This is a genomic window from Maribellus maritimus (assembly GCF_022267315.1).
GTDB lineage: Bacteria > Bacteroidota > Bacteroidia > Bacteroidales > Prolixibacteraceae > Draconibacterium > Draconibacterium maritimum.
This window is the reverse complement of the sequence record NZ_JAIKLE010000019.1, coordinates 116,857-135,862: the sequence shown is the minus strand read 5'-3', so window position 1 is coordinate 135,862 and position 19,006 is coordinate 116,857. Positions and strand designations below refer to the sequence as shown.

The window sequence follows — 19,006 nt, the reverse complement described above, 5'->3', positions numbered from 1 at the left end:
GTCCCAAAAGTCTGATTATGTATTTGAAGAGTTGAGTATTTGAAAAATTTCTCAGATACCTACCCGAATACAAAATCCTTTTTGGACAGCCTCTTTTTTATTTCTGCCTGAAGAAAACCTGAATCGGTACACCCGTAAAATCAAAATGACCGCGAATCTGGTTCTCAATATATCTTCTGTAAGGATCTTTAATGTATTGCGGCAAATTTGCAAAAAGAGCAAAAGCCGGAGTTGGTGAAGGCAATTGAGTTACATATTTAATTTTTATAAACTTACCTTTTACTGAAGGCGGAGGATAAGCTTCTACTGCTTCCAAAAGTATTTCGTTCAATTCTGAAGTTTTAATTCTCTTTCTGCGATTTTCAAAAACTTCAATTGCAGTTTCCAACGCTCTGTGAACCCGTTGTTTTGTCTTCGCTGAAATAAAAATAATTGGCACATCGTTAAACGGAGCCAATCGTTCCTTAATTTCGGCAGCTAATTTTTTTGTCGAGTTGGTATTTTTATCTATCAAATCCCATTTATTCACCAGAACGACTACTCCCTTTTTGTTTTTTACAATCAGGTTAAAAATATTCATATCCTGCGCCTCTATGCCACGTGTTGCATCGATCATTAGCAAACAAACATCCGAATTTTCGATGGTTCGCACCGAACGCAAAACCGAATAAAACTCCAAATCTTCATGCACTTTTCCCTTTTTTCGCAATCCTGCAGTATCCACAATCATAAAATCGTGGCCAAATTTGTTGTAACGCGTGTGAATTGAGTCGCGTGTTGTACCAGCTACATCGGTAACAATATTTCGCTCAATGCCAATCAGTGCATTAATAAATGAAGATTTTCCGACATTTGGCCGGCCAACTACTGAAAGATGAGGCAATTCTGTTTCTTCTTCTGTCTCTTCTTTCACAGGAAAACTTGCAACCAGGTGGTCAAGCAAATCACCGGTTCCACTTCCGGTCATCGAAGAAATACAATACAGTTCTCCCAAGCCAAGTGAATAAAATTCCTGAGCATCTAAAATTCGCTGGTTATTATCTACTTTGTTAACAGCGAGTATTACTTCCTTTTTGGTTTTTCTCAGAATAGCAGCAACAGCGTCATCAAGATCCGTTATCCCGGCCTCCACATCAACCAAAAACAAAATAACATCGGCCTCATCAATCGCCAAGTGGACCTGTTTATTGATTTCTGCTTCAAAAACATCATCGGAATTTACCACATAACCACCTGTGTCGATTATAGAAAAATCCACACCGTTCCACTGGCCTTTGCCGTAATTCCGGTCGCGGGTAACTCCCGACACCTCATCAACAATGGCCTTTCTCGACTCTGTAATCCGATTAAACAGGGTTGATTTACCTACATTTGGCCTTCCTACTATAGCTACTATTTTGCTGCTCATCTCTTTGTTTTATTAAGGGCCTGCGCCCGTTTTCTGACTGGTGTATTTGCTCCCCTAAAAAGCCGGAGCCAATAAAAACAATAAATTCTGAAATCTCGTTACGAAACAATTTTGTGCTTTATTCACAATTAGAATGCATCGTATCCGAACTTCTTTAATTGACCGTCTTTTTCACGCCAGTCTTTTGCAACTTTTACATAAAGTTCCAAAAATATCTTCTTGTTAAAAAATTCTTCGGCATCTTGCCTTGCTTCCGAACCCACTTTCTTTATCATTTTTCCCTGGTGTCCGATAATAATTCCTTTTTGGCTTTCGCGCGAGACATAAATTACCGCCCTCACATTAATAATTTTATCCATTTCCTTAAACTCTTCCACCTCAATCTCCACCGAATAAGGAATTTCCTTCTGATAATTCAGCAATATTTTTTCACGGATAATCTCCTGTAAAAAAAACCGCTCATTTCTGTCAGTCAATTCATCTTTCGGAAAAAAGGGAGGACTTTCAGGAAGCAATTCCAAAATCCGGTCGAAAATAGGCTTAATATTAAACTTCTCTTTTGCTGAAATAGGGAAAACATCAGCCCCCGGGAAAGTTTCAGCCCAATAATCATAAAGTTTTACTACCTCCTCCTGATTTGACAAGTCAATTTTATTAATCAGGACAATTACCGGCATATTTGATTTTCGAACCTTTTCGATGTACTCAGGGTTTTTTCCCATTTTCTCCTGAACATCAGTTACAAATAAAATCACGTCGGCATCAATCAGCGCAGTATCCACAAATTTCATCATGGTTTCCTGCAATTTGTAATTGGGTTGCAGTATTCCGGGAGTATCGGAATATACGATCTGAAAATCCTCTCCACTTACGATTCCTTTGATCCGGTGCCGGGTAGTCTGCATCTTTTGTGTAATAATCGACAACTTTTCTCCCACCAACGCATTCATTATGGTTGACTTACCAACATTCGGATTTCCAACAATATTTACAAAACCTGATTTATGTACCATTTTTTACCTTTTCACAATGTTGTCTGTTTCCCCTTTAACAGATTCTAATTCAAAACTCAATGTATTAAAAATCAGCGCAAAGATAATCTATTTGAATTAGCTACAATAAACACCGCGAAATTGTTTCAATTCTATAAAAAAAATGTTGTTCTATATACCACCATAAGTGCCATTTGGCAAGATTTATCTTTGAAATTTGCACCATTTTTTGTATATTAAAGTTAACCGTCTCTCTCAAAAAAACTTTAGTCATGGAATTGATCAACAAGTTGGACAAAATCGCTATCTCCGTACATGCACATAAAATTCTTCGAAAACTTTTGGATGAAAATCCGGTACTGGAAAAAATATTATTAAATGCAAACACGGAGGAAGATGCACTTGGGGCAATAAAAAACTGGATTTTCCCCAAACTAAAAAGAAACCCCGCTGCTGAAGATTTTTATCATAGCAAAAAAAATAATCCGGAACTGTTTGAACAACTATTCTGGGAAGATTACGCTGCCATCCGGATTTTGGATTACATTGACCATGCCGGCGAAGAATATCCCGACCAAAATATACACTGTGAAGTTGCCATTACCAATCCTATAAAAATGCTTTGGCTGGCGACAAATTTTGGTGTTGGTGGTGCCAAACCCGGCTTTTTTAAAGACATGCTTCAATTGTTCAGGCAGCTAAAGAGTTCTCTCCCGTGGATACCGCCACAGAATCATCAGATAATAGAATGGATGGACAGATATCCCTCGGGTATAGACAAAAAGATTATTGATCTTCGAATGCAGAATAAAAAAAGAATCTTACAAATTTTACTCAAAAAAATTGAGAATAAAGAAATCAGAAGCAAACAATATTTTTTTGAAACCGGAATTTCTCAGCTAGAAAAGGAAGAAAAGATGGAGGAATGGTGGAATGAAAGCAGATTTCATTTAAAATTTGCTGTGCGCTCACCTGAGGTACTAAATGAGATGCTCGATTATTCGCTTGATCCGGATACCATGCAAATCCTGTATAATGCAAAAGAAAAGGGAATCCCGTTTTTTGTAAATCCTTATTACCTATCGTTGCTAAATGTACAAACACCTGAGTTTGCTGTTGGCGCCGATTTAGCGATCCGTTGTTATGTAGTTTACAGCCAGCAACTGGTTGAGGAGTTTGGTGAAATTGTCGCGTGGGAAAAAGAGGATAAAACCGAACCCGGTAAACCAAATGCAGCGGGCTGGATCCTTCCTTCTCATAATATACACCGTCGCTACCCTGAGGTAGCCATTTTTATACCCGATACGGTGGGGCGTGCCTGCGGCGGACTTTGTGCAAGTTGCCAGCGAATGTACGATTTTCAGCGCGGGAGGTTTAACTTCGATTTGGAAAAACTCAAACCCAACGAAAGCTGGAAAGAAAGACTTCCGAAACTGCTCGACTATTTTAAAGACGATGCCCAATTACGCGATATTTTGCTTACCGGAGGTGATGCTCTAATGAGCAGCAACAAAAGCTTGAAACACATTCTGAATGAAATTTACAAAATGGCCCTCCGAAAAAAGAATAAGAATATTTTACGTGCTCAGAATAAAAAATATGCAGAAATTGTAAGAGTGAGAATTGGCACCCGCCTACCGGTTTATTTGCCTCAACGAATAACTCCTGAGCTTGGCAGTATTCTTTCAGAATTTAAAACCAAAGCTTCGAAAATAGGCATTAAACAATTTGTCATTCAAACTCACTTTGAATCTCCCATGGAGGTTACACCTGAAGCCAAAAGGGCCATTCAGATTCTGCTTAATTCAGGGTGGGCAGTTACCAATCAGCTTGTTTTTACTACAGCGGCTTCCAGAAGAGGGCATTCTGCTAAACTCCGAAAAGTACTAAACGATGTAGGCGTACTTGCATATTATACTTTTACAGTGAAAGGCTTTAAAGAAAACAGTTCCAATTTTGCACCCAATGCCCGGGCAGTACAAGAAGAAATGGAAGAAAAAGTTATTGGAAGGATTCCTGAAGACGAAATGGAATTCGCTCAAAAACTCATGGCCACTCCTAAAAACATCCGAAATAATATTGAAAAAATACGGACCGTTAACGATCTTCCTTTTTTAGCAACCGACAGGAACATTTTAAATCTGCCGGGGGTGGGAAAAAGTCTTACTTTCAGAACAATTGGAATTACCCGTTACGGAAGACGCATTTTGGAGTTTGACCATGACAGGACACGAAACCACAGCCCGATTATCGACAAAATGGGAAAGGTTATTGTAATTGAATCTAAATCGCTCGAAGAGTATCTTGACCAGTTGGAAGCAATGGGCGAAAAACGAAAAGACTATGAACGCATTTATGGTTACTCTATCGGTCAGACCGAACCGCGGATGCCAATGTACGAATATCCGGAATACTCATACATAGTCACAAAAGAATTTTCAAACTTAGAGGTATAAAAACCGCTAACGTCGGCTTTTTATATATTCCAGCACTTCTCCAAAAGTAGCATTATAATAATCATCTTTATTTTCTGCGATATACTCCAGCAATTTATGATGTTCAGTGGCATCCACATTTAGATAACCACCACCAACACTGTGAAACATAAAAACAACAATGGTTCCTTTTTCACGGGCATTTTCTACTGTTTTAATCATTTCATCAGCTGATAAATCTACAACAGCAAAACTTGGTGTTTTATAAACATCATAACCTTTCATTGTTTCGGGAATGGGACCATCGCAACGAGCCCCGATAAATAAACTTTGAATGTCATCTGTAAAATCTTCTCCTCCGGCTACCGTGTTACTACATGTGTATCCATAGGTTCTCTTTTCCTTTCCATCAATGGCCTTAAGTAAAGTATTTGCCGTTTTTAACTCTGCGATAATTTGGTCGGGCGTATAATTATTCAAATCGTATTCGGGTTTTACCCAATCACCTGTATTCCCGTCGCAGGGATGAAAAAGCGTGTGATTACCCAATTCGTGCCCCTTACGAACAATTTCACGCCACTCTTCCATTCGATTATACAGTGAGGCTGAATTTCCGGTACAGTAAAAAGTTCCTTTTAATTCAAATTCATCCAATTGAGGAACAGCTACATCCAAATGGCAATCCAAACCATCGTCGTAAGTAAAACAAACGGCAGCTTTTGCACCGTCAGGCCATTGGAATTGAGCATCAATTTTCAAAACTGGAAATAAAAACAAAAATACCCAGAAAAAAGCAAACAGTGATTTCATTTTTTTAAGGGTGAAGTTAAGGCTTTTAAAAATACAATCCCCTACCAAAAACAGATCTGAAAATTTGCGGCGCATGTAACCTATTTCTATATCAGGCGTCATACTGACGTTAAACGGGTTATTCATACAAAAAACATTTTCAGCTAAAAATTGACGGTGTTTATCGAAAAAATGAAGTCGTTTCTCTGCAATTTCATCAAATTTAGACCAAAAATCAAAGTTATATTTTGGTTTTCGAAAACAGAAAACAAAAAGAAAACAATTTAAAAGCCATGATTAGTCTTAACAACGTTCACAAATCGTACGCTACCGGTAGCAATTCACTGCATGTTTTAAAAGGCATTGATTTGGAAATCAAACAGGGAGAGTTTGTTTCCATTATGGGTTCTTCAGGTTCAGGAAAATCAACCCTACTGAACATCCTTGGTATTTTAGACAACTATGATGACGGTTCGTACTATTTAAACGGCAAACTGGTGAAAGACATGTCGGAAAAACAAGCGGCCAAATTACGAAATGAGCTGGTTGGATTTGTTTTTCAGTCGTTTAACCTGATTTCGTTTAAGAATGCAATGGAAAACGTTGCACTTCCTTTATATTACCAGGGAGTAAACCGAAAAAAAAGAAACAAGATTGCCTTGGAGTATCTTGATAAACTGGGGCTTCTTCCCTGGGCGGAACACATGCCAAATGAACTTTCCGGAGGCCAGAAACAGAGAGTTGCCATTGCCCGGTCGTTGATCTCGCAGCCTAAAATTATTTTCGCAGATGAACCAACAGGAGCGCTTGATACAAGTACTTCCTATGAAGTGATGGAAATTCTGAAAAATATAAACAATGAAGGAATTACTGTAATTTTGGTTACACACGAGCACGACATCGCTGCAATGACTCAAAAAATCATTCGCTTGAAAGACGGTAAAATTGCTGAAATTATCAAAAACGGCGATTTAAAACACTTTCAGGAACAGTATACAAAGGCACTTGAAACTGCGTAAAGACAGCGAGCAGTTGCCGTATCAAAGACAATTAACAGACAAACCTTTCAATATTAAACTTTTAAGTTAAACCAGAATGTTTGATATCGACAAATGGCAGGAGATACTTTCCACCATCAAAAAAAATAAAATGAGAACTTTCCTCACTGGCTTTAGTGTTGCCTGGGGGATTTTTATGCTTATGATTTTGCTGGGCGCCGGAAACGGGCTGAGCAACGGGGTTTCTGAGAATTTCAAACGCGACGCGATCAATGCCATGTGGCTATGGAGCGGAAAAACCAGTATTCCTTATCAGGGGATGAAAGAGGGAAGGCAAATCAGGCTTACCAATAACGACTACGATATAATAAAAGATTTACCTGGAATTGAATACACCTCAGGCCGGTATTATATCGGCGGGAATACATTTTCGTATGGAAATGAATATGGCGAATACACTGCCATCACCTGCCATCCCGATCTAAAAGAAGTTGAATCAATCGAAATTATAAAAGGACGGTTTGTCAATGAAGTAGATTTAAAACAAACCCGTAAATCAGTCGTTCTGGGAAAAGATATTTACGATGCACTTTTTAAAGATAAAGAAGCCATCGGAGAATATGTTCGTATTAACAATATCCCTTTTAAAGTAGTGGGAATTTGCATGGAAGGTGGAGGTACCCGTCACCGGAATGCTTATATTCCTGTATCAACGGGGCAAAAAGTTTTTAACGGGTCTAACCGCCTACACAATTTTGCATTAACCGTCGACGCAAAAACCATTGAAGAAAGCCAGGTCATAGAAACCCGTGTAAGAGAGAGACTGGCTCGTAAACATAAGTTTGATTCCACCGACGAATCAGCATTAGGCTCCTACAATAAACTGGAGGACGTTATCGAAACCATGAAAATATTCCAGGCCATTAAAATATTTATCTGGATTATTGGGATTGGGACGCTGATAGCTGGAGTAGTTGGCGTGAGTAACATTATGCTGATAGTTGTAAAAGAGCGAACCAAAGAGATTGGAATCCGAAAAGCCATTGGAGCCAGTCCGGCTTCAGTTGTCGGACTTATTTTGCTGGAGTCAATTCTGATCACCACCATTGCCGGTTATATCGGGCTTGTTTTGGGAACCGGATTAATGGAGGGAGTAAACTTTTTTGTTGAACAGCAATATGCAGCCTCGGCTGCTACCAACGGAGGAAATGGGGACACCTTGTTCCGCAATCCGACTGTGAACCTGAATGTAGCCATGGCAGCAACGATGTTACTGGTTTTTGCCGGGACGCTTGCTGGTTTTATACCTGCAAAACGTGCCTCCAGGATTAAACCGATTGAAGCTTTACGCGACGAATAGAAAAGAAGGCCCCTCCCAAACCCTCCCCAGAGGAGAGGGCTATGGGAAAGGCTAAACTAAAATAAAATGAAAACAACTATAATTATCGAATCAAATAATCACCCCTCTTTTGGAGGGGAAAGGGGGAGGCTTTACCATGTTTGATTTAGACCTTTGGAAGGAAATATTAAGCGCCCTGAAAAAAAACCGGATGCGAAGTTTTATGACAGCTTTTGGTGTATTCTGGGGAATCTTCATGCTGATTATTATGTCGGGAGCCGGAAAGGCATTGGAAAATGGTGTAATGGATGGAATCAAGGCATTTGCTTCAAATTCTGCCTTCTTCTGGACAGAACCGACAAGCAAACCATACGAAGGATTTCAGCGTGGAAGAAGATGGAATTATAAAAATACAGATATTGAGTATATCAAAGCAAATGTTAACGACATTGAATACCTGGCTCCAAAACTCTTTGGCTCAAATTCAAATAGCGGCGATAATACCATTCGCGGGAAAAAAACCGGCGCTTTTAATATATCGGGTGATTACCCGGAATTTTTTGAAATCGACTCATGGACTGTTTTAAAAGGAAGAATGTTAAATCAAATTGACATCTTGCAAAAAAGAAAAGTCTGTATTATTGGAGAACGGGTTGTTGAAGTAATGTTTGACAAAAACGAAGATCCGATTGGAGAATACCTGAAAATTAATGGTGTATATTATCAGGTTGTCGGAGTCGTTCATCCCGAGACACGCGTCAATTTTAATGGAAACCGAAAAGAGGAAAATATTATGATTCCTTTTACCACGATGCAACAAACCTACAATTACGGCGATGTTGTTCACTTTTTTTCCATTACCTCTACTCCCGGAGTTCCTGTGAGCAAAGTTGAAATGCGGTTAAAAGAACTTCTAAAGGAAAGACACCATATTGCGCCCGACGACGTTCAGGCAATCGGCTCGTTCAATATCGAAGTGGAGTGGATTAAATACATGGGGCTATTTAACGGGATACAAATCCTAACCTGGATTGTTGGAACAGGAACTTTATTTGCGGGAATTATCGGAGTTAGCAACATAATGTTGGTAATTATCAAAGAACGCACACAGGAAATCGGAATTCAGCGGGCTATTGGTGCAACACCCGGCAAAGTAATTATGCATATTGTTGCCGAAAGTGTTTTTCTCACAGTAATCGCCGGTTATATCGGTCTTGCACTTGGTGTTGGAATTCTTGAGCTTTTAAATATGGCTCTTGACTCAGGAGGAGATGAAATTTTCTTTCGCCGTCCGGAAGTTAGTTTTAAAATGGCTGTTTCAGCACTAACCGTACTTGTTTTTGCCGGAATTGGTGCAGGGTTAATTCCCGCACGACGTGCCGTAAAAATAAAAACCATTGATGCACTTCGCGACGAAGGAATCTAGAAAAGCATTAAGGATAAAAACTGAAAATAAATAATAACAGAAAACAAAAAGCAAAAAGTCATGAAAAAGGTATTTAGAATTTTAGGAATAGTAATTTTAGTTGCGGCATTTGGCGGAACACTATTTTTCCTGTATAACAAATCAAAAAAGAAACCGGAAGTTTTTGAGACTAAAAATCCATTTATAAGCGACGTAATTATGAAAACTGTTGCAACAGGTTCTGTTGTACCACGGAAAGAAATTGAAATCAAACCACAGGTTTCTGGAATTATTGATGAACTTTTTGTAGAAGCAGGAGATCGTATTCAAAAAGGCCAAACCATTGCCCGGATTAAGATTATTCCTGACATGGTGACCTTAAACGCAGCAGAAACACGCTTAAACAGAGCAAAAATAAATTTTGAAGATGCTCAGGTTGATTACGATCGCCAGCAGAAGCTTTTTGACAAGAATGTTATCTCTTACGAAGAATTCAAAAACTCAAAAGTAGGCTACGATTCGGCAAAAGAGGAAATGTCGGCTGCAGAAAATAACCTCGAATTAATTAAAAACGGTGTAACAAAAAAGGCACAAAGTGCTACTAATACTTTGGTGCGTTCAACTATTGATGGTATGGTGCTGGATGTTCCGGTTGAGGTTGGGAACTCTGTTATTCAGGCCAACACCTTTAACGACGGGACAACCATCGCATCAGTTGCCGACATGAGCGACATTATTTTTGAAGGAAAAGTTGACGAAACTGAAGTTGGTAAAATTAAAGAAGGAATGCCCATTGAGTTGGAAATAGGAGCGATTGACAAAGAAAAATTTGAGGCCGTTTTAGAATATATTTCACCCAAAGGAATAGAGGAAAATGGCGCCATCCAGTTTGAAATTAAAGCTGACGTTCACCTAAAAGAAGGACAGTTTATCAGGGCGGGATACAGTGCAAATGCCAACATTGTTCTCGACAGAAAAGACAATGTTTTGGTTATCCCTGAAGGAATGTTGATGTTCGAAGATGACTCGTCGTATGTTGAAATTCAAACAGGAGAAGAACAGCATTTTGAAAAACGGTTCGTACAAACCGGATTATCTGATGGTATAAATATTGAAATTACTGAAGGTTTAAAACCTGAAGACAAAGTAAAAGGTGAAAAAATAGACCCTAAAAAGCTCAAAGAAAACGACTCCTCTCAAGGTTAATTTAGGGTTTTAATTTGGCTTTATGTAAATTCGCTTTTAAACAAAAAACAAAATAAAATGAAGAATCTTTTTGCCTTATTTTTAGGACTATTATTAAATTTTTCGACAACAACTTTTGCACAAAGCTCATGGTCGTTGCAAAAATGTATCGACTACGCTCTGGAAAACAACATCCAGATACAACAACAAAAATTAAATAACCAGTATTACCAGAACCAGGTTAGTCAGGCAAAATCAGACCGTCTTCCCAACCTCAACGCAAATTTATCAAACAACTACAGCTTTGGGCGTTCATTAAATGCCGATAATGTTTATGAAAGCGTAAACTCAACTCAGTTAAACGGATATTTATCATCAAACCTTACACTGTTTAATGGACTAACGCTTCAAAATACCATCGACCAGTATGAACTGGATTTTCAGGCAACAATGCAGGACTTTGAAAAAGCAAAAGATGATTTAGTTCTGAATATTGCTGCCTCATATCTGGAGATTCTTTTTGCTGAAGAACTGGTAGAGGTTTCCAACGCCCAAATTGAAGTTACTCAGCAACAAATTAATCGCACACAACAATTGGTTGATGCTGGAAGTCTGGCCCGCGGTGCATTGCTCGAAATTGAAGCACAACTGGCACAAGAAGAATTAACTTTGGTAAACCGTGAGAACAGCGTTCAACTGGCCTACCTTACACTTTATCAGTTACTGGAACTTCCCATATCGGAAAGTTTCAAGGTCGAAGTTCCCAAATTACCTGAAATTAAAGCCAATGTTACCATGGCAAACTCCTACGATGTTTTTAAGAATGCCATTAACGTAAGGCCTGAAATTAAAGCATCGCAACTGCGGGTGGAAAGTGCCCGCAAACAACTTGAAATCGCAAAAGGCAACCGATATCCTTCACTGAGTCTGGGGCTTAATTACAACAATCAGTATTATGAGATTATGAACTCGGATCTGCCGCAGAAATCCTTTGATGATCAGTTAAAATCAAACAGCAGGTATGGTATGGGATTAAATCTTAGTATCCCGATTTTTAATAAATTCCAGATAAAAAACGGTATCTCAAATGCCAAACTACAGGTTGCCGATTATGAATACCGTTTACAATCGGCCAGAAACGTATTAAGAAAAGATATTGAGCAGGCTTATACCAACGCATTAGCTGCATTAAACCGCTATGTTTCCAGTGAAAAAGCGGTGAAATCAACGGAAGAAGCTTTCAGATACACCGAAGAAAAATTTAATGTCGGAATGGTAAACTCGGTTGAATATAATCAAAGCAAAAATAACCTGACCGTAGCTCAGTCGGAATTGCTACAGGCCAGATACGAATATATCTTCAGAACAAAAATACTTGACTTTTATAACGGAATTCCAATTGAATTGTAACCTTATTAGATGGCGGAGAAACACTTCTCCAGACTATCATGCTTGAACATTGTTTTTTGTGCCCTGACGTATGTCGTCAGGGCTTTTTGATTTATAACATGTTTTTTTAAAAACATAAATCGCTATTTTTGCCGGCTAAACCTAATGCCTTGGATGAATCTTTTCTCATAAATGGAATCAAGTCTCAAAATAAAATTGTTTTCGATTTTATTTTTCATTACTACTATAGTGGCTTGTGTGCTTTTTCCGAGAAAATAACAGGTAATGAGGAAGCTGCAGAAGACATCGTTCAGGATTTATTTGTAACGCTCTGGACAAAAAATGAACAATTTATAATTTCGTCCTCGCTAAAAAATTATCTTTTTACCTCTGTTAAAAACCGTTCCTTAGATTTTATAAAACGCGAAAAAACGAAGGCAAAAAAAATAAATGTACTTGCAAACTCAACAGATCTTGCTGAAAATCTATCAACTTATTGGTTTGCCGAATCGGAGTTAACCCGGGTTATCGAGGATTGTTTACAAAAGCTCCCCCCCCGCTGCAGAGAAATTTTTGTGTTAAGTCGTTTTGAAGGGTTAAAAAACCAGGAAATCGCGGATAAACTTGAAATCTCGAAACGAACCGTTGAACTTCAGATTAGTAATGCTCTAAAAAGTTTACGCTGCAAACTAAAACCATTCCTTCCTATTTTCCTGATATACTTTCTTTTAAAATAAATTTGAAAATTACGTATGTGTATTTGATCGCTGAAGCGTCTAATTTTCAAAACCGAGGGTATATACCCTTTAATGTAAGCTGAATGAACAAGTCTGAAATAGAAGAAATACTGCCTTTATATTTCGACGGAAATTTATCCGAAAAAGACAAATTAAAGGTAGAAGTCTGGAAAGAATCTTCTGACAAGAATCAAAAAATATTTAAAGAATCGGAGAAAGCCTGGCAAGGAATTACACTACTCCAAACCATGAAAAAGTACGATTCTGAAAAGGCATTGCAACAAGTAAATGCAAAAATAGAGCGGCAAAACAAAAACATTCTCACAATCATTCAAAAAATTGCTGCAATTCTGATTCTTCCGTTAATAATCTCGACATTATATTTTGCCCTCAAAAAGCAAGACATTTCAGCGGTAAAAGACGACCGGTTATTTACAGTAACCTCACCGGCAGGAATGCGTTCAGAATATATCCTTCCTGATGGTACAAAAGTTTATCTCAATTCAAAAACGAGCCTTAGTTTTCCGGCTACCTTTAGCGGCAATTTGCGTAACGTAACATTACATGGAGAAGCGTATTTTGAGGTTGCTGAAAACAAAAAGAAACCATTTATTGTCAATACCGGGAAAATTAACATTGAGGTAACAGGAACTCAATTTAAAGCGTCCAACTATTCCAATGAAAATTTAACTGAAATTGTTCTGGTTTCAGGAAGTATAAATTTGTTTTCGGGGAAATACGGTAAATCCAAAGAAAATATTATTCGCTTAAAACCGGGAGAAAAAGCAAACTATATCGTCAGTCAGGATCGGATTTCCATTGAAAATGTGGATGTAGACAAATACATATCCTGGAAGGATGGCATTTTAATGTTTAGGAATGATCCGATGCCGCAGGTTGTTAAAAGATTGAACCATTGGTTTAATGTAGACATCAAGCTAACAGGCAACGACTTAACAGACTATGTTTACACCGGAACATTCGAAGATGAATCGTTAAATCAAATTCTCGATTTATTAAAAATATCTGCCCCGATTGAATATAAAATCATTAAAAGACATAAGAAAAATGATCAAACTTTTAGCAAAATGGAAATTGAAATAATTCAAAAATAAAAGAACAAAGGGAAGCATTGGCCTGCCTCCCTTTACATTTTTGTCTTCTCTCTCTTGGCCGAAAGAAAAGGCAACATTTAAAATTATTAATTCTAAAGCAAAGTAAACTTATGAAAAAAATTTGTGGTAACCATTGGCCTGATTTAAAAAATCTTTGGGTCAGCAAAACATTTAGAAGTATGAGGCTTACTTTTTTTGTCCTGCTACTTGCAACCGTACAGAGTTTGGCTTTAAACGGCTATTCTCAGGTAACAAAACTAAACCTTAACATGGAAAATACTACGGTACAGGAGGTACTTTCCAACATTGAGGACCAATCTGAGTTCTATTTTCTGTACAACAGTAAAATTGTAAAGGTCGACCGTGAAGTAAGCATTAATCTTAAAAACAAAAAGATTGATGAAGTTCTAGACATTCTTTTTGAAGAGACAAACATTAAGTACACTATCGTAGACCGACAAATCGTACTTTCTGCAGGCAATGCCAACTCAAAAGGAAATGTTCGCCAGGAAAAAGAAATCAGCGGGAAAGTGACAGACAACTCAAACATGCCTCTTCCCGGTGTTACAGTAATGGTTAAAGGAACAACTCAGGGAACCGTAACAAATGCCGATGGGGTGTATTCTTTAAACAACGTACCACAGGGAGCTACTCTGGTGTTTTCTTTTGTGGGTATGGAAGCCCAGGAAATAGTAGTTGAGAACCAAACAGCTATCAACGTTACCTTGCAGGTGAGTTCAATTGGTATTGAAGAGGTGGTTGCTATTGGTTATGGTACAGAACGAAGAGTAAATGTAATTGGCTCTGTTTCTCAGGTCACTTCTGAAAGCCTGGAAAACCGTCCGATATCAAGCTTGTCCAATGCCATTACAGGGCAAATGTCGGGGGTAACGGTTATTCAGCGTTCCGGGAAACCGGGTTTTAACGATGGAACAATAAGAATCCGTGGGGAAGGCTCCTTTGGTGCAACACCTAATCCGCTTATACTGGTTGATGGAATACCTGGCTCAATGAATGAAATCAACCCCAATGATATTGAATCGATTTCAGTTTTGAAAGATGCGTCATCAGCGGCCATTTATGGTGCACGCTCTGCCAACGGAGTAATCCTTATCACAACAAAAAAAGGAAAGGAAGGAAAAATCAGCGTTAGCTACAACGGATATTATGGTGTTTCGAAAGCTACTGAATTTCCTGATTTAGCTACGTCATGGGAATACGCAGAGATGTTTAATATTGCCAACGGAACCGAGACTTATTCTGCCGAGGATATCGCAAAATACAAATCGCAAAGTGACCCCGACAATTATCCAAATACAAATTTTCTGAAAGAAACTTTTTCAAGAGATGGAGTACAAACCGGGCATGATATTTCCATTACAGGAGGACAGAAATCAAACCAGTATTTCCTTTCTGTGGGATATTTAGATGAAAAAGGACTCGTAGAAAATAACTACTATAAAAGGTATAATTTCAGATTCAATCTTGAAAGTGAGTTGGCTCCAACCTTAAAACTTACTACTCGAGTTGCCGGCTCTCTTGAGGAAGCCAATGAACCAACAACTACAGCCAACAGAACTCCTTCTGAAATGGAAGGAATAGTAGTTGTAGCTGTACGGTATCCTGCTGTTTATCTTGGCCAGGCATCAAATGGCGATTTTGGAGGAGGTCCCGAAAGTGCAGGTACACCTGTATCATGGCTGGCTTCAAAAGGGTATTACAACCGACCTACAACTAAAGCAAGTGTAAATTCACGTCTTGACTGGACACCATACAAAGATTTGGTCGTCTCGGCTGTAGGTGGTTACAACTTTACACTGGGGGAAGGCCGTCATTATCGGGCCTCACAAGTACTAAATCCCTCTTTAACTCTACCGTTGGCAACACTTAACCAATATAAAAACAACGTGGTATTCAAAACTATGCAATTTTTTGCTGAATATTCAAAAGAAATTAACGGACATTATATTAAAGCCCTGGCTGGATATTCCTTCGAAGACGAGAAGACTGAAAACTTCAACGGAACCAGAATTAATTTCCCAAGTAACGACTATACGGTTATGAGTATGGGTGGAGTAGACAATCAGGAGGTTTATGGGAATGATATTGAATGGGCCATTCAATCGTTATTCGGGCGATTAAAATATCATTACAATCACAAGTATTTGTTTGAAGCCACGGTACGTCACGATGGTTCTTCCCGTTTCCCTGAAAATCAAAAATACGGGACATTCCCATCATTAGCCGCCGGCTGGCGCGTTACTGAAGAAAGTTTCTTTAAAGAAGCTGCGCCATGGGTCTCGAACCTGAAACTGAAAGCCTCATGGGGTATTCTTGGAAACCAAAATATTGGAAACTATCCTTACCAGTCAACCCTCGTAACCGGAAGAAATTATCCGTTTGGAACAGGGATTGCGAATGGCGCAGCTTACAGAACATATAAAGATCCAACGATACACTGGGAAACGACCGAGACAAAAGATTTCGGCTTTGAATCAGGCTTTTTTGATAATAAGCTTACCTTCAATTTAACATATTTTGATCGATTCACTTATGACATTCTTTACCAACCATCATCAAGCGTAAGTTCAATCTTAGGTGTTGGAATTAGCGAAACCAACACTGGTGAAGTAAAAAATACAGGGTGGGAGTTTGAATTGGGCCATATGAATACTGTTGGAGACTTTAGTTACCAAATAAACTCAAATCTCTCGATAATAAACAACGAAGTTGCAACCCTTGGCTTAGGAAATGTTGAGCAACCCAACGGAATGATTGGAAACGGCAGCGATCTTTTTATCGGATATCCGATGCAAATGTATTACGGATACAAGTCTGATGGTGTATTTATTTCAGAAGAAGATATTACGGACTGGGCTGACCAATCAAAAGTTACACCAAATCCGGAACCCGGAGACATTCGTTACAAAGATATTAGTGGCCCGGATGGTGTACCGGATGGTGTTGTTGATGCGACCTATGACAGAACCTTTATTGGTTCCAGAATTCCAAAATATACTTTCTCTTTCAACCTCTCTGCACAGTATAAACAATTCGATTTTACTGCGTTCCTGCAAGGAGTTGCCGGAGTTAAAGGACGTTTAGATGGCTATGTAGGGTATGCATTTAACAATTTAGGAACCATTCAACAATGGCAGATTGACGGTCGCTTCGACCCGGAGAATCCGGTTCGGCATCCGGAATACCCAAGATTGGAAATTGTTAGCAACAGTGGTACTCCCAATACCGTTCTTTCCGATTTCTGGACTATTGATGCCTCCTACTTGCGAGTAAAAAACCTCCAGGTTGGATATACATTACCTGCTCGTATTCTTGAATCATCTCGCATAGGTAATCTAAGAATTTATGGTAGTGCAGAAAATCTTTTTTCATTTAACAAGTACCGTCAGGGCTGGGACCCGGAAATTAATACCAATGGTAGTTACTATCCCATTCTGGCCACTTTTACTTTAGGAGTAAATGTTAAATTTTAATTCATTAAACTTCGAAAAATCATAACAATGAAAACATATAATAGAATTAAAAATACACTTACGAGCATTTTACTTATTTCTTTACTTCTAGGAATAAGCTCATGCAGCGATGAGTTGGAACAATATCCCAAGAACCAGTTTGACAAGGAGAATTTTTGGACAAATGAAGCCAATGCCATGATTGGGCTGACAGGTGTTTACAGAGGAAATATAAACTATGGGACCCAGGTAAACCCAAGCGACTGGTGGACCTATTGCGGACTGGTATTTTTTGAACATGCAACAGACAATGCTTTTGACAGAAGGGGTAAAAACGCCAATCAAAACCGTTTAACCAACGGAACATTATTGGCAAATAACGCTGTTATCAGAACCTACTGGCAAGGCTCATATATCCGAATTGCCATAGCCAACGATTTCCTGGAAAATATAGGTCGTGTCGAAATGGACGAAACAACAAAAAACAGGATGATTGCTGAAGCCAGATTTATCCGTGCATGCCAGTATTTTTACCTTTCTCAGTTTTGGGGTTCCGTCCCACTGGTAAAAAGTACATTAACACCTGACGAAGCAAACACCGTGACAAAAAACCCGAAATCTGAAATTGTAAATTTTGTAATTACCGAGTTTAGCGAAGCTGCTGTAGATCTTCCCCGGTATAAAGACATGGCAGCTTCTGAATTTGGAAGAGCTTCCAAACAAGCAGCATTAGCATTTTTAGGAAGAATATACCTTTCAGAAGGTAGATATTCTGATGCAGCCACAACATACAAGCAAATAATCGATTTTGGCGATAATATTATTGATCCGGACTATGCAAGTATTTTTAACACAACAAATGAAACCAGTGCTGAAAATATTTTTAGCGTTCAGTATTATGAAGGATTAGCCGGCAATGCTTTAACGCAACATGCACTCCCTGCGAACAAAGGTGGATGGCACATTGTAAACCCGTTAGAGAGTTTGGCCAGCCAATACGACTTTACCGACGGAACCACGTTCTCTTATGATGATCCACGTTTCAATTCGCATAATATGGCCGAAAATCGTGATCCTCGTTTTGCCGCTACTTTCCTTTACGACGGTTGTATTTTTGGAGGAAATGTTTACGATTGTCATCCCGACCATAATTCTTCAGTTGACCAGTTAACCTATTCAAAACAGGCTACAAGAACAGGTTACGGACTCCGTAAATTTTTTGATGAGAATTTCTCGGGAGATTTAGGTTCCGGTTATGGAGGTAATCTTCCTATTATTCGTTATGCTGAAGTTTTACTAAGCTATCTCGAAGCAGAACTTGAGGCAGGAACCCCAATTACTCAGAATTTACTGGATATGACCATTAACCAAACCCGTGGCCGGGAATCGGTTCAAATGCCGCCAATTACAGAAACAAATCCGGAGCTGCTTCGCCCGATGCTCAGAAAAGAAAGAAGAATCGAACTGGCACTTGAGGGAATTCGTTACTGGGATCTCCTTCGCTGGGGCATACTAGGCGAAACCATGCAAGGTGATTTTTGGGGAGCTTCATTTCCCGATGCCGAAAATACAGGGTCAGTAGAAGATCCTACCGGACATAACAGATGGTGGGTAGATAATAAAGCATTCAGAATTGGAGAAGACGAAGTTTGGCCAATCCCCGAATCTGAAACCAATATCAACCCGGGACTATTAGATTAATCTTTTAACGCAGTCATTTTAGTCAGAGAGAAAAGGGATA

The 19,006-nt window shown here is 38.9% G+C and carries 13 protein-coding genes; 10 read left to right on the top strand and 3 right to left on the bottom strand.

Annotated elements, in window-relative coordinates; translation table 11 throughout:
* Positions 1-97 precede the first annotated feature (97 nt).
* On the bottom strand, positions 98-1,408 hold the full coding sequence (gene der, locus K5G00_RS17280; protein WP_238767435.1) for a ribosome biogenesis GTPase Der: 1,311 nt from the start codon (positions 1,406-1,408) through the stop codon (positions 98-100).
* Between the two features lie 128 nt (positions 1,409-1,536).
* Positions 1,537-2,421 (bottom strand): GTPase Era, encoded by an 885-nt coding sequence (gene era, locus K5G00_RS17275; RefSeq protein ID WP_238767434.1) that lies wholly within the window; start codon positions 2,419-2,421, stop codon positions 1,537-1,539.
* A 251-nt stretch (positions 2,422-2,672) separates the two neighbouring features.
* Here era and K5G00_RS17270 point away from each other — a divergent pair, with 251 nt between their 5' ends.
* Positions 2,673-4,856 carry a KamA family radical SAM protein gene (locus K5G00_RS17270; RefSeq protein WP_238767433.1) on the top strand — a complete coding sequence of 728 codons (2,184 nt, stop codon included), beginning with the start codon at positions 2,673-2,675 and terminating at the stop codon, positions 4,854-4,856.
* A gap of 6 nt (positions 4,857-4,862) precedes the next feature.
* On the opposite strand, the gene K5G00_RS17265 is transcribed toward K5G00_RS17270, so the two are convergent.
* Complete coding sequence (locus K5G00_RS17265) at positions 4,863-5,645, bottom strand: polysaccharide deacetylase family protein (protein WP_238767432.1); 783 nt, start codon at positions 5,643-5,645, stop codon at positions 4,863-4,865.
* A gap of 272 nt (positions 5,646-5,917) precedes the next feature.
* Here K5G00_RS17265 and K5G00_RS17260 point away from each other — a divergent pair, with 272 nt between their 5' ends.
* The 9 genes from K5G00_RS17260 (at position 5,918) to K5G00_RS17220 (ending at position 18,966) form a co-directional block, all read left to right on the top strand.
* The gene (locus tag K5G00_RS17260; RefSeq protein WP_238767431.1) at positions 5,918-6,643 is read left to right on the top strand and encodes an ABC transporter ATP-binding protein; all 726 of its coding nucleotides are present in this window, start codon (positions 5,918-5,920) and stop codon (positions 6,641-6,643) included.
* Positions 6,644-6,719: 76 nt separating this feature from the next.
* Positions 6,720-7,982 (top strand): ABC transporter permease, encoded by a 1,263-nt coding sequence (locus tag K5G00_RS17255; protein ID WP_238767430.1) that lies wholly within the window; start codon positions 6,720-6,722, stop codon positions 7,980-7,982.
* A 109-nt stretch (positions 7,983-8,091) separates the two neighbouring features.
* The gene (locus K5G00_RS17250) at positions 8,092-9,387 is read left to right on the top strand and encodes an ABC transporter permease (RefSeq protein WP_238767429.1); all 1,296 of its coding nucleotides are present in this window, start codon (positions 8,092-8,094) and stop codon (positions 9,385-9,387) included.
* A 60-nt stretch (positions 9,388-9,447) separates the two neighbouring features.
* Positions 9,448-10,572, top strand: coding sequence for an efflux RND transporter periplasmic adaptor subunit (locus K5G00_RS17245; RefSeq protein WP_238767428.1), 1,125 nt, complete (start codon positions 9,448-9,450; stop codon positions 10,570-10,572).
* A gap of 57 nt (positions 10,573-10,629) precedes the next feature.
* Positions 10,630-11,961: a TolC family protein gene (locus K5G00_RS17240; protein ID WP_238767427.1), complete on the top strand. Its 1,332-nt coding sequence runs from the start codon at positions 10,630-10,632 to the stop codon at positions 11,959-11,961.
* 149 nt (positions 11,962-12,110) lie between these two features.
* On the top strand, positions 12,111-12,677 hold the full coding sequence (locus tag K5G00_RS17235; RefSeq protein ID WP_238767426.1) for an RNA polymerase sigma-70 factor: 567 nt from the start codon (positions 12,111-12,113) through the stop codon (positions 12,675-12,677).
* A gap of 83 nt (positions 12,678-12,760) precedes the next feature.
* Positions 12,761-13,792 carry a FecR family protein gene (locus tag K5G00_RS17230; RefSeq protein ID WP_238767425.1) on the top strand — a complete coding sequence of 344 codons (1,032 nt, stop codon included), beginning with the start codon at positions 12,761-12,763 and terminating at the stop codon, positions 13,790-13,792.
* A 179-nt stretch (positions 13,793-13,971) separates the two neighbouring features.
* On the top strand, positions 13,972-17,286 hold the full coding sequence (locus K5G00_RS17225) for a TonB-dependent receptor (RefSeq protein WP_238767424.1): 3,315 nt from the start codon (positions 13,972-13,974) through the stop codon (positions 17,284-17,286).
* Between the two features lie 27 nt (positions 17,287-17,313).
* Positions 17,314-18,966, top strand: a complete 1,653-nt coding sequence (locus tag K5G00_RS17220) for a RagB/SusD family nutrient uptake outer membrane protein (protein WP_238767423.1) — start codon at positions 17,314-17,316, stop codon at positions 18,964-18,966.
* Positions 18,967-19,006 lie beyond the last annotated feature (40 nt).

Bases quoted from the DNA above. Each gene is read 5' to 3' on its own strand.
- era (WP_238767434.1), bottom strand. From the start codon at position 2,421: ATGGTACATAAATCAGGTTTTGTAAATATTGTTGGAAATCCGAATGTT.
- K5G00_RS17230 (WP_238767425.1), top strand. From the start codon at position 12,761: ATGAACAAGTCTGAAATAGAAGAAATACTGCCTTTATATTTCGACGGA.
- K5G00_RS17225 (WP_238767424.1), top strand. From the start codon at position 13,972: ATGAGGCTTACTTTTTTTGTCCTGCTACTTGCAACCGTACAGAGTTTG.
- K5G00_RS17270 (WP_238767433.1), top strand. From the start codon at position 2,673: ATGGAATTGATCAACAAGTTGGACAAAATCGCTATCTCCGTACATGCA.
- K5G00_RS17240 (WP_238767427.1), top strand. From the start codon at position 10,630: ATGAAGAATCTTTTTGCCTTATTTTTAGGACTATTATTAAATTTTTCG.
- K5G00_RS17265 (WP_238767432.1), bottom strand. From the start codon at position 5,645: ATGAAATCACTGTTTGCTTTTTTCTGGGTATTTTTGTTTTTATTTCCA.
- K5G00_RS17255 (WP_238767430.1), top strand. From the start codon at position 6,720: ATGTTTGATATCGACAAATGGCAGGAGATACTTTCCACCATCAAAAAA.
- K5G00_RS17245 (WP_238767428.1), top strand. From the start codon at position 9,448: ATGAAAAAGGTATTTAGAATTTTAGGAATAGTAATTTTAGTTGCGGCA.
- K5G00_RS17220 (WP_238767423.1), top strand. From the start codon at position 17,314: ATGAAAACATATAATAGAATTAAAAATACACTTACGAGCATTTTACTT.
- der (WP_238767435.1), bottom strand. From the start codon at position 1,408: ATGAGCAGCAAAATAGTAGCTATAGTAGGAAGGCCAAATGTAGGTAAA.
- K5G00_RS17260 (WP_238767431.1), top strand. From the start codon at position 5,918: ATGATTAGTCTTAACAACGTTCACAAATCGTACGCTACCGGTAGCAAT.